The sequence below is a fragment of the Tullyiplasma multilocale ATCC 49900 genome, assembly GCF_000483165.1.
In the GTDB taxonomy this organism is placed as follows: Bacteria; Bacillota_I; Bacilli_A; order Mycoplasmatales; family Mycoplasmataceae; genus Tullyiplasma; species Tullyiplasma multilocale.
Genome location: NZ_AXXW01000007.1, coordinates 1 through 14,432, shown reverse-complemented (window position 1 = coordinate 14,432; position 14,432 = coordinate 1). Strand labels below are relative to the sequence as shown.

Sequence of the window (14,432 nt, the reverse complement as noted above, 5' to 3'; positions counted from 1 at the left end):
TTTTGAGTAGTTTTTTTATATAATTATCAAAATGATACTTAGGAGAAAATTATATGAAGAAATTATTAGCTTTATTAGGAGGGTTGATTTTAGTATCAACACCAATCGGATTGATGTTTTTGAAAGATAATAATACAGAACTTAAACCAGAAATTCCTGGTGAAAAACCTGAAGAACCAGGAATTGGTCCTGAAGAGCCAGGAAATCCAAGTGATCCTTGAGTTCCAATTGAACCTGCTGAGAAATGAACTATTGATAAATTAATTACCGAGATTGATTTAGGTGAATTTGCTAGTGAAGATTTCAATAATAATAAAATATTTGAAAAAGTTTGAGAATTAAATAATAAAAACGATGGATTTAAAATATTGGAAATAGTTAAAGAAGATTTCTTGGATTCTTTAATCTTGAGAGGAAAGACCTTGGCTTCTTCATTATATGACGGAACTGTGAATTTAACATGAATAGTTACATCTGATTGAACAACGATTAGAAAAAATATTTCTACAATAGAATTTGAACCAGTTCTTTCCGACTCATCTCATGAAGATGGTAAGAAATATGATGAAATTATAGAAATGATTAGTGAAAAAATCAAAGTATTAGAACCAAAGGCAAGAATAGATACTGACTTTACGGTTATTGGAAACATGAATGGGGAGGGTATTATTGTAGTTAGGTCTATAGAAGATTCTGAATTGTTAACTGGAGAAACAAGCATTGTTGTTAAAATAACTTTATCTAAAGCTATTAAGAAACACGGAGGTTATGTCATAAAAGACACAGACAATAACGAAGAAGAACTAAAAAGAGTTTTATTTGAAGAAAATCCTGGGCTATATGATGATTTAGAAGAAGCGAAAAATGATTTGGATGTTATTGGATTTGAGAGAGATAATAGCAGTGGTGACACGACTTTCGAAGCTAAAATTAAATCAAAAGACAGATACTGAAATGATGAAGTTGAAATCTTTAATTCTCATATAAATGTTATTAAAATAGATATTGCAGAATTAATAACAAATGTTGATTTAGGAGACGTTAAAAATATTAAAACAGAAACACTAGCAGCCGCTGTTAAACTTAAAAATCCCCATTTATCTGATCAAACTCTTGAAGATATACAAAATTACTTAAGAGAAGATGTTCTATGAAACACGAGAACAACGGAATCGATAGTATGAGATATGTCTGATTTAAGTCCAAAACATACAGGAACTGTTGATTTGACTTTCAAATTACTTTTCCCAGAAGAACTTAAGGAAAATGATAATTTAGCTATTGATTTTTATGGTGATTTTAAAATCTATCCTGGAGGAGAACAGGATATCTATGATAAAGATACTTTGTTCAGTTTATGAATATTACAAATAGGATATGATGAAAATGGGGCATCATCTACATTTTTGGATTTTTGAAAATTGCCAAACTGGATATCTCCAGAAATTAAAAAACTACAAATTTATTTGGAAGATTCAACTGAAAAACATATGGATAATCCCGAGATTGCAGAATGGGATACCTCAAATGTTGAGGATATGTCAGGTTTATTTAAAGGGGTAAGGTTTTGGATTGAACACGATATCGAAAATTGAGATACGTCAAATGTTAAAAACATGGATGAGATGTTCATGGATTCGATAGATTTTAATCGAAATTTAAGTGGCTGAAAAGTTGGAAATGTAACAAGTGCTAGAGATTTTGCTACAGGTGCAGATTCATGAACTGAGCCTAAACCAAATTTCACATTTGAACAAATTAAAGTATTGGAAGATTATAAAAATATGACAAATAATAAAAGGAAAAAAATATAGGAGAAAATTATATGAAGAAATAATTAGCTTTATTAGGAGGACCTATTTTGGTGTCATCACCAATCGGATTATTGTTTTTTGAAAGATACTAATACAGAACTTAAACCAGAAAATCCTGGTGAAAAACCTGAAGAACCAGGAATTGATCGCGAAGAACCAGGAACAGATCCTGAAACACCAATTGATTAGTGGTATTGATATGACATCTGTATCTGTTGATTTGTCTTTTGAAATGTTAAAAGAAGATATAGATAAAGAAATCAAAAAAATATCAGAGAATGCAGAAATTTCTAAAGACTACTCGATAGATGGAGACACAAGTGCGGCAGGTAATTTAATAACTGTGGCTGCAAATGAAGATTCAGAATTAATCAAAGGAAAATTCACAATAGAAGTGGTTCGAGCAGAAACTGGTCCAACAGTAAAAGATTCAATTTCAAAATTAGGAACAATTTATCTGAGTTCGGAATTTAGAAGCGTTGACGAAGAATTAATTCGTAAAACAATTGTGGAGAATAATGACATACCAGATGGTTTGGAATTTGAAATTGAAATAGATATTCACCTTAATTACCAATCAACAGTTACAATAACAAACAAAAACGATCTCAATGATGTTAAGAAGATAAAATTCTGAAAAAAAGAAGTTAAGCTTAGAAATGAAATTGATGAAGATCGTTGATTATACGCTGAAATCTTGGAAGATTTACGTTCATCTGTCGTTGACAACGTTAATGATGGGGTTTATCGTACCGGAATGTATATACCTGAGGAGTATATATGAAGACTCTATTTGAAGTAGCGTAATAGAAAAGGTTTTTCAAAACCTGGAAGAAAAGGGTTACGGAGACATTCCTGAATTTATTAAATATAGCGAAGCTGAAGATCTTGAAATAACTTATCAAGAATCATACAGAGAAGGAACTGATTTCATTGATATATTAGTAGAAATTAAATACATGAGTTTTGCTCTCGAAATGGAAGATGACAATTTTATTGAAACAAGTTTTCCGCCTGAACTTAAATGACATCTTGAAGGAGTTATTTCATCTGAGTAATATGCCCAATAATATTAATTTTAAAAGTGAGAACATCTCACTTTTTTATTTTGATTTTTATTAGATTATCTATATTCCTTTTTTTATTTATCTAAAATTATATAATTATTAAATACAGGAGGATTTATGGAAGATAACATTAAAACAAATGAAGATAGTTATTGATCTAAGATGAGACACTTTGCAATGTATCGTACTGGGTTTTGAGTCAACTTTGGATTTGAAGTATTATTTACAATTATTCCGTTTATCCTAATCTGATTATTCTTAGGAGCTGATTTTCAAAAATATAGCTTTAACCATTACTTAGAACTAGGGAATAATAATGCTGGATTCTTAACTTTAATCCTGTTGGGTTATATAATTACATCTTTAGGGTTAAATGCTGTTACAGTGGTTTTAAAACTTCAAAGAGCCGATAGTTTCACATATACTACAGGACTAGCTTTTGCTGGTGCTTGTATTATTTTGAATGGTTCTTGAATTTATGATTGAACCATTCAAAATCAAATGATTAAAATCCTAGTAAGATTTGCAATAACAATTGGAGTAGCTTCAATGGCTACTTTCCTAGGAGTGTTTATTACAACATTTGCTAGAAACCATGTTTACAAAGTTGAAGAAGATCAACAACAAATCTTAGAAGCTTATCGAGCTGGACTTCCAGTCCCAAGTAAAGCGATGTTAAAAATTCAAAGAGCTGAAAAAGCTGAACTTGAAAGAGAACAACGCAGAAAAGAACTTGAAGAATTCCAATTTGAATTAGATAAGAAGTTAATTGAATCATATGATAAAAGAGATGAAGATATCAAAGCTAAAAAAAGACTTGAAAAACTTAATGCTAAAGAAGCTAAACAAAGAAATAAAGATAAGAAAAACTAGAAAGATAAACTTTCTAGTTTTTTAATTGTTTACCAATAATTCCATACCTTAAACTATCAAAATCAAGTGATATGATGGAAATAGATAGGGGTGGTGATCTTGAAATATCAATGATTGTTATTTTCAGAAAGTGATTTTGAAGTATTTAAGTATTTAAGCAGAATAACTCCTGGTATCGAAGTTAATGAAAATAAAATGGATCACATAACTTTTACAGTTCTTCCACAATTGAAGTGTAAAATGGATTTAGAATTATTACTTATTAATTTAGATGAACAATATTGTGAAATACTAACTCAATTGATTGTGGAGGCTCATGTAATATCTACTAAAATAGGGACTAATAAAAGTGATTTATATGGTGTTAAAAACATAGAACATTTAAGTTCGATGATATTTGGTTTGGTACAAAAATGAATTATTATCATGAGATATGATGATAACTATGGATTACTAGATATGGCGATAAATTTGTTATACATTTTAAGTACTAATCAATACTTCTATAACGGGAATAAAAGAACAGCGATGTTTACGTTTATATTATTCTTAAGGAATGCAGGGTTACTTGTGAAATATAATTCTGTCTATCATAATGAAAGTAAATGAGAAGATCTAATCAATCAAATAGTCGAAAGACATGAAAGAAGAGATAGGATTGTCGATATCTTAAAAAGTGTAATGGAATTTCTCGATAGCATTCTATTGATAAGCCATGAATATTATAAGAAGGAGTTACCACATGATAAAGATTAAAAAAGTTGATTCTTCAGTATTTTTCAAGAACACTGACAAGAATGCCCAAGACATAATAAAAGAACCAGGAATGATTAAGATTTTGTTAGCTCTTTCTAAGAAATAATAATAAGAAAACTAGGAATTTCAACTTCCTAGTTTTTTAATTGTTTACCAATAATTTCATATCTTAAACTTCTAAAAACAAGTGATATGATGGGGATAGATGGAGCGTGATAGTATGGAAAATTATATGAAATATTGACGAGATGAATGTGGTTATAACAGCAATTTATTAGAGAATCCTAAACTAGAAAAAGAGAAATACTTACATTATGTAAATAATAGTTATTATTCATTATTAATACTGGATAAAGCAAAAGATTGAAGACAATGATATGAAATGGGTGAAGAAGAAAAATTGGAACTATATACTGAATTAGAAATTACCAATTATCGTCGTACTATTTTTCATCTCGAAAGAGAGATCTTTGAAAAGGATGTTTTAGTTACCCAAAAAGATATTTTAGATCTAAGTAGAATTCTTTTAGCGGGAATGGACTATACATTTATTGCTAAAGAATTTGTTCCGGGGTTTGCAAGTTATTTAGATAAGAAAACTCATCAATTTACTAAAATGTCTGAAGTTGGAAAGTATCGTACTATAAATATCTCTAAAGGGGAAATTCATTTTTTGAATTATCGATTAATTGAAGGTTATATTACAACGATATTAAATAACTATAATAAAGTAATCAGCAATCCTAAAATTAACATTATTGATAAATTTAATGCAGTTATTCTGTTTCATATTAATTTCGAGTTAATTCATCCTTTTGTGGATGGGAATGGAAGAATTGGGAGAATGGTGATGGATGCTATGCTAATGCATCTAGGATTAATACCATTGAATATCAATGGAACTAAGTATCATAAAATGTATTTAGACACTTTCAATAAAGTTTTAGTTCCTAAACAAAAAGAATGAGATTACAAAATTCTTGATAGTTTACCTAAAAAGGTTTATGAAAACTTCCAAGAAATGTATCTTCAAGAATTAGGACAATTAAGTAAACTTGGACTTTTGAAAAGTGTCTTAGAAAAAGAAAAATTTGATAATACTATTGAATTAATTAATGAACTAACAAAAAACTAGAAGGGATTAACCTTCTAGTTTTTTTAATTTATCTAAAGCAATTTCTTTAAAAATCTCATTATTTGTTTCTTGAAACATATATGCAGCTCAATAACTTCAAAGATAGTTTTGATAAGTGATTAAATCAAAAAGTTTCTTTGTCTCAGCTTCATTTAAATTCAAAATAGATAAGAACTTATCTCATTTAGACATTGGTAAAGATTCACCCATAAAACTAGCGTAATCAAATAAGTAGTGATTCATGCTTGCAAATTCAAAATCAATTAAGATTCAATTTGATTTAGCCTTTAAAAAGTTTCCTAATACTAAATCATTATGACTTAATACAAATTGAGAACCATCTTCATAGTTATTAATAATTTCTTCAACTTGTCGGTCTCATTGACTTAAATCAAAAATAGGGTTAGTTTTGGATTTGAACTTATCTAATATTTCTTTGGGATTAAACTTTTTAATAACCACATCTTGATGGTGAAATTTATCAATTAAATTAACAACCATGCGCATTTTGTTTTTGCAAATTGACACATCATGTAAAGTATAAGCTTCTGGATAATATTGATATTTAGAGATGAAATTATTATCTTTGTTAAATTCTCAAGATAAAGGAGTTAAAAAGAACTTATTGGGATTGTTTTTTAATTGTTCGTATAAATTGATTTCATTTGCTCGATCTAAGAAATAATCACTTGTTTTATTAGATTTTTTTATTAAATAACCATTATCTAAAAATAATTCGTTAGTTAATCCCTCAAATTGTTTATTTTCCATGCTTAAACCTCTAAAATATACTTATGTATAAATTTATTTTACACCAAGGAGAGAATTAAATGGAAAGACAGACATTATGAATTGCTACAAGTAATCCAGGAAAGGCTGATGAGTTCAAACACTTATTACCAGAATTTGAGGTTAAGACTTTATTGGACTTAACAGATTATCATGACATTGAAGAAGATGGAACTACATTTGAAGAGAATGCCATGATTAAAGCTAAAGACTTAGCAATCCATGTAAAAGGAATTGCAGTGGGAGATGATTCAGGAATTTGTATTGAATCATTGGATAACTTTCCAGGGATCCATTCAAAACGATGAGCTGAACCATTAACTGATTGAAATGAAATTTCTCAACTTTTAGTAGATAAAATAGATGAATCAGCAACACCAAATAAGCGTGTTGCTAGAATGGTTACTTGTTTAGCATTTTATGATGCTAGAAACCAACAAGAGTATATGGTTAAGAAAAGTGTCGTTGGAAAAATTGCTAAACAAGTAATTAGATCTGATAAAGGGTTCGGGTATGACAATATTTTCATTCCAACTCCAGGTCATAAAACATATGCTGAACTTGGACGTAAAACTAAAAACAAAAGTTCAAGTAGAAAATTAGCTGTGAGAGCTTTTAAAGAATTTATTAATAATTACGAGGTATAAGATGTTTAATGAAGAACAATTAGAAATTATCCAAGAATGAATAACAGAGCAAATTGCTGAAACTGGAATTTATTTAGATCAAATGGATGATGAACAAAAATTAGACTTTGTAAATGAATTTCCAATTGATATGGAATTCTTTCAATATGAGTTTGAAACACCAAGAGAAGTAAAAGAAGAATTATTAGCGTTGATTAATTACGTTATAGAACAAGAGGCTTAAGATGAATACAGATAAAAGAAGATTAAATATAGTTTTATATGAAACTGAAATTGCTCAAAACGTTGGAGCTATTATGAGAACATGTGTAGCTACTAATGCTAAATTACATATTATTGAACCATTAGGATTTCCTTTTGATGAAAGACACTTATCAAGACCAAGTGCTAACGAATACAAATATGTAGATATGGTTCGATACGATGATTGAGCTCACTTTGAAGAGTTAAATCCAAATGTTACATTATTTTGTTTATCAAGATATGGAAAAGGTCCAATTAGTAACTACAACTTTAAAGAAATAAATGATGATGTCTTTATTATGTTTGGACGTGAATCAACAGGAATTCCAAAACAAATCTTACAAGATAACTTCGAGACAACTTTCAGAATTCCGATGGTAGCTGAAGCTCGTTCAATTAATATTTCAAATTGTGTTGGAATTGTCTCTTATGAAGTTTTACGTCAATGAGACTATTTAGATTTAAGTCAAGTGGAAGTTCAAAAAGGTGAAAACTACATTCCTGAAGGAAACTGAAAAGGAATTGAAGACTAATGCTTGGTAATAAATTACCATTTGTCTTGTCTGATTGTGATAGAACAATTTCACACCATGATTTAAGTATTGATAAAGATACGATTAAATCAATTAAACAATATCAAAAGAAGAGTGGTTATAAATTCGCTTTTGTAACTGGAAGACTTGATGTTGCAAACCGTAAAATTGCTAAACAACTTAAAGTGCAAATGCCGATAATTGCCTGTAATGGGGCGATTATTACTGATTTAATTACAAATGATGTATTATTTGCAGATTATCTTGATAAAACAGCAACAGCGGCCGTTTTTAGAGAAGCTGCTACATTAGAGATTGATATTATTGCTTATGTTCCTGGAGCTATGGTTGGGGTTAAAGGTAGTGAAAGACTTACTACTTGAGAAAACTATTTAACAACCGTTAAGAAAAAAGAAAAATTTGATATCAACTATTATCCTGATTTAAATGCAATTGCTGATGCAATTGAAAATGAAGAGGTTAAACCAGTTGAATTAGTAGTCTTTTCATCAAGCAAAACTAAACAAAAAGTAGCTAGAATGATTTTTGATAAATATACAGATATCTTCGATACAGCTCAATCATTACCACAAATGTTTAATGCTATGAATAAGGGTACTAACAAATTATCTGGGATTAAAAAGTGAGCTGAAATCATCGGAGTTGATTATCGTGATATTGTCACATTTGGAGATAATCATAATGATATTGAAATGGTTAGTGGAGTTAACAAAGGTTATGCGGTTGGAAATGCTGTTGAAGAATTAAAAGCAGTTGCGTACGAAGTGTGTGATAATATAGAAAACAACGGTGTTGGGAAAGTTTTAGAAGGAATGGTAAGAAACAATGGCTAAAATTGCTTTATTTGGGGGATCATTTGATCCAATCCATACAGATCATGTAAATATTGCTAAAGCTTGTCACGACAAACTTGGTTTTGATGAAGTTTGATTAATACCAGCTTATTTAAATCCTTTTAAAAAGAAACAAAACAGTACAATTTTAGATCGTTTATCAATGTTGAAGATTGTTGAAGAACAAAATGACTTCATTAGAATTAACGAATTTGAAATTAGAAATCATCGTCCAACTTATACTCATGAAACAGTTAGTTATATTTTGGAAAACTATCAAGAACATCAATTTGCTTTTATTATGGGAAGTGATCAATTAGATAGTTTTGAAAACTGAGATCATTTTGATGATTTAATCAAAATGATTGATTTCAAAGTTTTTAGAAGAAGTGAAGATATTAATCAAGAGGTTATCGATAAATATAATTTAGAAGTTTTTGATTTTGAAAATAATTTCTTATCATCAACAAATATTAGAAACTTAATTGATTTAAATAAACAAATTCCTGAAATCAATGATTATGTTAACTATAACTTAATGTACATTCATGAACGCGTTGAAAAACAAATGGAGGAAGAACGTTACTTACATTGTTTAAATGTTGGACAGATGGCTAAAATGTTAGCAAATTCACATGGTGAAGATGAAGAGAAAGCGTTTATTGCCGGAACTTTACACGATGTTACAAAACGTTGAGATGTTGATAAGGCTGTATGATATCTAAAAAGATATATGCCAGTTCTTTTAGAAGAACCAACTCCGGTTTGACATTCATTTACAGGATACTTACATTTACAAAAAGATTGATTAATGAAAGATCCAGAAATCTTACAAGCGGTCTTTAACCACACAGTTGGTTCTCCAGATATGACTAACTTAGATAAAATTGTCTTTTGTGCTGATAAAGTATCAGTTGAAAGAGATTATCCTGAAGTTGAATACTATAGAGCATTATGTTTTAAAGATTTAGATCAAGGATTTAAAGAATTATTACAAATGCAATATGATCGAGCAGTTGAAGCTCATGGAGTTGATAGCATTGGTAAGATGCTAAATAATACAGTTAAATACTGAATAAAAAACGAAACAGAATAGGAGAATATTATGAAAATTTTAATTGGAGCTATGCAAGAAGAATTACATGAAATTGCAAGTGATTTAAATATGAAAAAAGTTGAAGGATCGATTGTTAATGAATTTATCAATGAAGAGGGAACTGTAGTTCTTGCTTGAATTGGAATTGGGTTAGCAAATGCTTCAACAGGATTGGCTTATTTATTAACTAAATATCAAGGACAAGTTGAATACGTTATAAACTTAGGAACTGCTGGATGTTTAGATAAAAACGAATTACACCAAGGAGATTTTGTAGTTGTTGAAAACGGATACTACTCAATGGCTGATTCAACTGGAATGGGATATGCATATGGACAACTTCCATCAATGCCTGCTTTCTATACTTCAAATCAAGAATTAATCAACAAAATTAAAGCTAGTTTAGATGGTTTTAAATACATCGTTGGAAATACTGCATCAAGTGATACATTCTTTGAATCACAAGATAAAATTAATAACTTCACAAATAGAATTGATGCTAAAGTATCAATTGCTGAAATGGAATGTACAGCTTTTATGCAAACAGCATATAAATTCAATGTTCCATTTGCAGCCTTAAAAATTGTTAGTGATGTTGTTGGTGGGGATGAAACAAATGAATTGCAATTTGACCAATTCTTACCAAAAGCAGCCACTGATTTATCAATTGTAGCTAGAAGAATAATTAACTAAAAATATATAGGAGAATATGTGGAGAATTTTAATAAATTAATAGATTTTTTAGCAGAGAGAAGTTTAGAAAAGAATATGAAATTATCATCGATTGATGATATTGAAGAATTTATCAATTTCAATATTGATACTTTAGAAAAAATGATAGAACTGGAGAATGATTTCAAAAATGGTTCTCATGATAATGAAGATTTAGAAAATCTAATCGAAGGTTATAAACTTATTTTTAAAAATGCCATCAATTGATTGGAATTTGCAAAAGATATTAAATTTTCGAACAGAATAAAATACCACTTTAATGAAGAATTTTATTTAGAACACTTTAAAATCTGAGTTTATGCAAATTATAATATCAATATTGTGGGCGATAATAAATTATTATCGGACGTTCTTAAAATATTTTTAAGACAAAATAGGATTACACAATCTCAATTTGAAGAATTTTATATTTTTGTTAAAAAAGAGCACGAAATTGCAGATAATGATATGTTTTTGGAATCACTAACTAATGGGATTGATGAAGATATTTTTAATATCTTTAATAATGAAAAGAAAAACCAAATTGTTTTTGATGATTATTTGGCAATTATTTTAAAACTAGCGAAAGTTAAATGATACTGTGACTATCGAGCCGATTTTAATTCTGATAAAGTTCTTGACGATTTATTGTTGATATATCATGTATTCAAGTTAGAAGAAATTGAAGAAAGCGGTAATGAATTTGATTCTAATTCACCCAAACTTATTATTAAAAAAATGATAGATGAGATAATTGTTAATAGAAAAAATCAATTCAATATCGCATTAGCATTATTAAAACTTTAAGTAAATACCATTCACAAAAGTGTGTGGTATTTTTTATAAACTTCACATATTGTTCTATGATATAAAATATAATTAAACGAATCTATCTTTTAATTGTTTTTCAGTCCTTAATACATTTCTAATGGAGATAAAAACTATATTAAATCATTTAATTTAGGTTAATAATATAAGTAGAAGTAACTAAAGGTTATTTCACGGAAAGGAATATTGATATGTTAGTAGCACATAGAGGCTTTAGAAGTCCTAAGGGTGAAAACTGCATGGAAGATTTTATCCAAGCGTTAAAAACTTGTAGTGCAGTTGAATTTGATATTAGATTAACAAAGGACAAACAATTAATAATTTTCCATGATCATAATTTTAAAAGAATAGGTAATACTGACAAATTGGTTAGAGATTTAACTTATAATGAAATCTTAGAATTGGATTTCTTCAAAGAAAATCCACGTTGAATGCCACCAAGATTTGTCGAAGAATTTATTTTCGGAATTGCTTATATGTATGATTTTATAAATGTTGAAATTAAAGCGGGCAATTACAAAGAAGAAGACTATGGCATAATATATGCAGCTTTAAAAATCTTGAGAGATAAAACTGAAGCTGAAATTGTTGTTTCTTCATTTAGTAGAAACACATTAATATGAATATCTAAATTAGATGGGGAACTATTTAAAAAAGGGTATTTAATTGAAACAATGAGTCAAATGGATAAAAACTTAGTTAAAAGATTTGACTACATCCATCCATATTATGGATTAGTAAAGAGATTTAAAAATGTACATTTCTTCACTGAATTAAATATGAAAATGAATATTTGAACATTCAAAGAGAACTATCAAGCAATAGAGGTAATTAATTTATATCCGAGAGAACTATTAAATGGATTTATCAGTGATAATCCTAGTTTGGAGATTAATTATGGAGCAAAAGAAATTTAATATAAAAAATTTAAGTTTCAAAAAATTTGGAAGTTTCTTTAGATTGAATCTTCCAATTATTATCCTGGCATTAGCAGATGTTGTTATTATGGCGATTCCATTCTACATGGAAAACTATATTCCTAATATCGGTCAGAATTTACGTCTTGATGCCAATCAATATTCGTATGCAAATGCCATTTATGGATTTGCATCACTACCTTGTTATTTAATTGGTTCATATATTGGTGATAGATTTAAATCTAAACACCTTCTAATAATTTCGTTATCTTTAACAAGTTTATTAGGAATTTGATATATGACATTACCATTTAATACATCAAGTTTAGCTACGATGATTCAACTGTATATTATTTTTGGTTGTTTTGCATTTACTACTTGTGGACTTTTATGAGCTCCACTTTGAAAAGTTGTTAAAAACCATAATACAGAACAATTAATCGGAGATGAAAAAGAGAAAAGAGTTGGAGCAAATAATGGGCTTCAAGGAGCTACAAATGGATTTATTGGTCTGTTCTTAGCATTACTTGGAATGTTGTTATTAGCTTTATCAAATAGTGGAGAATTCCCAACAATTGACTACAAAGGTGAATCTATTAGTTTAGGTTTCTTTATCTTGGTAACTATTTATGTGGCACTAATAATAGCTTCACTATTATTAACAATATTCTTCATCAAAGGAATTGATGATAATAATGATCGAACATTTTCTGTCAAAGCTTTGTTAAGGGTTATTCAATCATGAAAAGTATGATTACTTGGTTTTTTAGTACTTGGGGTTTATATGCTTCAAATGGGACTAAGTTCATACATGAGTTACTTAACAAATATCTTTGGAGTAATGACTATTGTAGCGACCTTACTGGGAGTGTTTAGATCTTATGTAATGAGATTTATGATTTCGTCATATGCTGGTAAAAGAGCAGATAAATCACATTCCTACATTTGACTAATATGTCTTGGACTATTCGTTGGGATAGTTCTAGTGTTGATTGCGGTTATACTACCTGGATTTGGAAATGATTTCAAAGACAAAGGGGTTATTAAAACTATCATGGCGGTAGTGGCTTGTGTAAACTTATTAGTATTAGGTTTATTAACTTGAGCACTAGTAACTATTAGATGATCACCAATTGGAGCTGAATTAAAAATTGATAATAAGAATTATGCAGCTGGAGTAAGTTTTATTTCGGTAATTGCCTTTACACCAGATGCATTCTTCAGACTTATCAAAGCTCAAATTGAAGGAAAACACACAATGACAATTGTTGATCCTGCAACAGGATATGAATCAATTGTTGCTAGTCAATGAGGAAATCAATTGATCCTTTTAACAGTTGTGGGATTTGCTACTTTTGGGTTGATTGCTGGATTAACTCTATATGTGACAATGTATAAAAATCATGAAAAATTTATCTTTAGAAAATTGATGAGAAAAAGATAAAAACTTATAAAAATAAAGTAGTGGTAAATACCACTACTTTATTTTTGCTTAAAAGCTCATGAATGACTAATTTAGGAATTTATTTTTATTAGAATTGGAGGATTCTATGGAAATAAAAATTAAAAAGGAAAATCGGTATAAAACTTTCTTTAAAAGTAATTTCCCGATAATGATATTGGCTTTAACTTATGTTGTGATTATGGCAATTCCATTTTTTATGGAAAGCTATATCCCAAATATTAATGCCAATTTGCGTTTGTCAGCAAGTGAATATTCATTTGCGGGAGCTGTTTACGGCTTTGTTTCATTGCCATGTTATTTACTTGGTTCGTATATTGGCGATAAATTTAAACCAAAACAGAGAATGTACCCCATAGGTGACACAAAATTTTATTTGAAAAAAAGTAGTAATTAAGTTTACTGCTTTTTTCTTTTTAAAAAGCAATTAATTTAATATGTGATTGTTTGTTTTGTTTAACTAACACATAAAAAATAATATAGTTCTATTTTTAGGCACCATAACATAAAAGCCCTCTGTCCGATCGAATTTGGTTATGGTGTCCAAAAATAGAATTATATGAACTTTTAGGACGAGGGGGGCGATGCCATTGTTTTTTATAAAAGAAGCAAATTATTTGGAGATTTTAGAAAACACTACTGAAATAATTAAAACTACAATTTCCAGAAAACTCAAAAATAAAAAGACTGGCGAAGAATTTGAAGTA

The 14,432-nt window shown here is 28.8% G+C and carries 17 protein-coding genes; 16 read left to right on the top strand and 1 reads right to left on the bottom strand.

Features of this window, described 5'->3' with window-relative positions; genetic code table 4:
* Window positions 1-53: 53 nt before the first annotated feature.
* From G319_RS09365 to G319_RS09345, 6 genes are all read left to right on the top strand, one after another.
* Window positions 54-1,814: a BspA family leucine-rich repeat surface protein gene (locus G319_RS09365; protein ID WP_026389503.1), complete on the top strand. Its 1,761-nt coding sequence runs from the start codon at window positions 54-56 to the stop codon at window positions 1,812-1,814.
* Window positions 1,815-2,013: 199 nt separating this feature from the next.
* The gene (locus G319_RS0102255; RefSeq protein ID WP_026389502.1) at window positions 2,014-2,616 is read left to right on the top strand and encodes a hypothetical protein; all 603 of its coding nucleotides are present in this window, start codon (window positions 2,014-2,016) and stop codon (window positions 2,614-2,616) included.
* Complete coding sequence (locus G319_RS09360) at window positions 2,552-2,872, top strand: hypothetical protein (RefSeq protein ID WP_026389501.1); 321 nt, start codon at window positions 2,552-2,554, stop codon at window positions 2,870-2,872. Before G319_RS0102255 ends, G319_RS09360 begins: the two co-directional genes overlap by 65 nt.
* Before the next feature lie 126 nt (window positions 2,873-2,998).
* On the top strand, window positions 2,999-3,754 hold the full coding sequence (locus G319_RS09355) for a DxFTY motif-containing membrane protein (RefSeq protein ID WP_026389500.1): 756 nt from the start codon (window positions 2,999-3,001) through the stop codon (window positions 3,752-3,754).
* 99 nt (window positions 3,755-3,853) lie between these two features.
* Window positions 3,854-4,510 (top strand): Fic family protein, encoded by a 657-nt coding sequence (locus G319_RS09350; protein ID WP_026389499.1) that lies wholly within the window; start codon window positions 3,854-3,856, stop codon window positions 4,508-4,510.
* Between the two features lie 220 nt (window positions 4,511-4,730).
* A complete protein-coding gene (locus tag G319_RS09345) occupies window positions 4,731-5,645 on the top strand; it encodes a Fic family protein (protein WP_280123368.1) in 915 nt (304 codons plus the stop codon).
* 6 nt (window positions 5,646-5,651) lie between these two features.
* On the opposite strand, the gene G319_RS09340 is transcribed toward G319_RS09345, so the two are convergent.
* Window positions 5,652-6,416, bottom strand: a complete 765-nt coding sequence (locus G319_RS09340) for a phosphotransferase family protein (protein WP_026389497.1) — start codon at window positions 6,414-6,416, stop codon at window positions 5,652-5,654.
* Window positions 6,417-6,475: 59 nt separating this feature from the next.
* Between G319_RS09340 and G319_RS09335 the strand changes: the two genes are divergently transcribed.
* The 10 genes from G319_RS09335 to G319_RS0102175 all read left to right on the top strand — a co-directional run bounded on the left by G319_RS09335 (window position 6,476) and on the right by G319_RS0102175 (window position 14,122).
* On the top strand, window positions 6,476-7,081 hold the full coding sequence (locus tag G319_RS09335) for a non-canonical purine NTP pyrophosphatase (protein WP_026389496.1): 606 nt from the start codon (window positions 6,476-6,478) through the stop codon (window positions 7,079-7,081).
* Between the two features lies 1 nt (window position 7,082).
* Window positions 7,083-7,304 carry a hypothetical protein gene (locus G319_RS09330; RefSeq protein WP_026389495.1) on the top strand — a complete coding sequence of 74 codons (222 nt, stop codon included), beginning with the start codon at window positions 7,083-7,085 and terminating at the stop codon, window positions 7,302-7,304.
* A gap of 1 nt (window position 7,305) precedes the next feature.
* Window positions 7,306-7,857, top strand: a complete 552-nt coding sequence (locus G319_RS0102210) for a tRNA (cytidine(34)-2'-O)-methyltransferase (protein ID WP_026389494.1) — start codon at window positions 7,306-7,308, stop codon at window positions 7,855-7,857.
* Entirely contained in the window at window positions 7,857-8,711 is an 855-nt protein-coding gene (locus tag G319_RS0102205) for a Cof-type HAD-IIB family hydrolase (RefSeq protein ID WP_026389493.1), read from the top strand. Before G319_RS0102210 ends, G319_RS0102205 begins: the two co-directional genes overlap by 1 nt.
* On the top strand, window positions 8,704-9,807 hold the full coding sequence (locus tag G319_RS0102200; protein WP_026389492.1) for a nicotinate-nucleotide adenylyltransferase: 1,104 nt from the start codon (window positions 8,704-8,706) through the stop codon (window positions 9,805-9,807). The genes G319_RS0102205 and G319_RS0102200 overlap by 8 nt, the downstream gene beginning before the upstream one ends.
* A 9-nt stretch (window positions 9,808-9,816) precedes the next feature.
* Window positions 9,817-10,500 carry a 5'-methylthioadenosine/S-adenosylhomocysteine nucleosidase gene (gene mtnN, locus G319_RS0102195; protein WP_026389491.1) on the top strand — a complete coding sequence of 228 codons (684 nt, stop codon included), beginning with the start codon at window positions 9,817-9,819 and terminating at the stop codon, window positions 10,498-10,500.
* Window positions 10,501-10,518: 18 nt separating this feature from the next.
* Entirely contained in the window at window positions 10,519-11,325 is an 807-nt protein-coding gene (locus tag G319_RS09325; RefSeq protein ID WP_026389490.1) for a hypothetical protein, read from the top strand.
* 212 nt (window positions 11,326-11,537) lie between these two features.
* On the top strand, window positions 11,538-12,263 hold the full coding sequence (locus G319_RS0102185) for a glycerophosphodiester phosphodiesterase (RefSeq protein ID WP_026389489.1): 726 nt from the start codon (window positions 11,538-11,540) through the stop codon (window positions 12,261-12,263).
* Window positions 12,244-13,707 carry an MFS transporter gene (locus G319_RS0102180; RefSeq protein WP_035358809.1) on the top strand — a complete coding sequence of 488 codons (1,464 nt, stop codon included), beginning with the start codon at window positions 12,244-12,246 and terminating at the stop codon, window positions 13,705-13,707. The genes G319_RS0102185 and G319_RS0102180 overlap by 20 nt, the downstream gene beginning before the upstream one ends.
* Window positions 13,708-13,813: 106 nt before the next feature.
* On the top strand, window positions 13,814-14,122 hold the full coding sequence (locus G319_RS0102175; RefSeq protein WP_026389487.1) for a hypothetical protein: 309 nt from the start codon (window positions 13,814-13,816) through the stop codon (window positions 14,120-14,122).
* The last annotated feature ends 310 nt before the right edge of the window (window positions 14,123-14,432 follow it).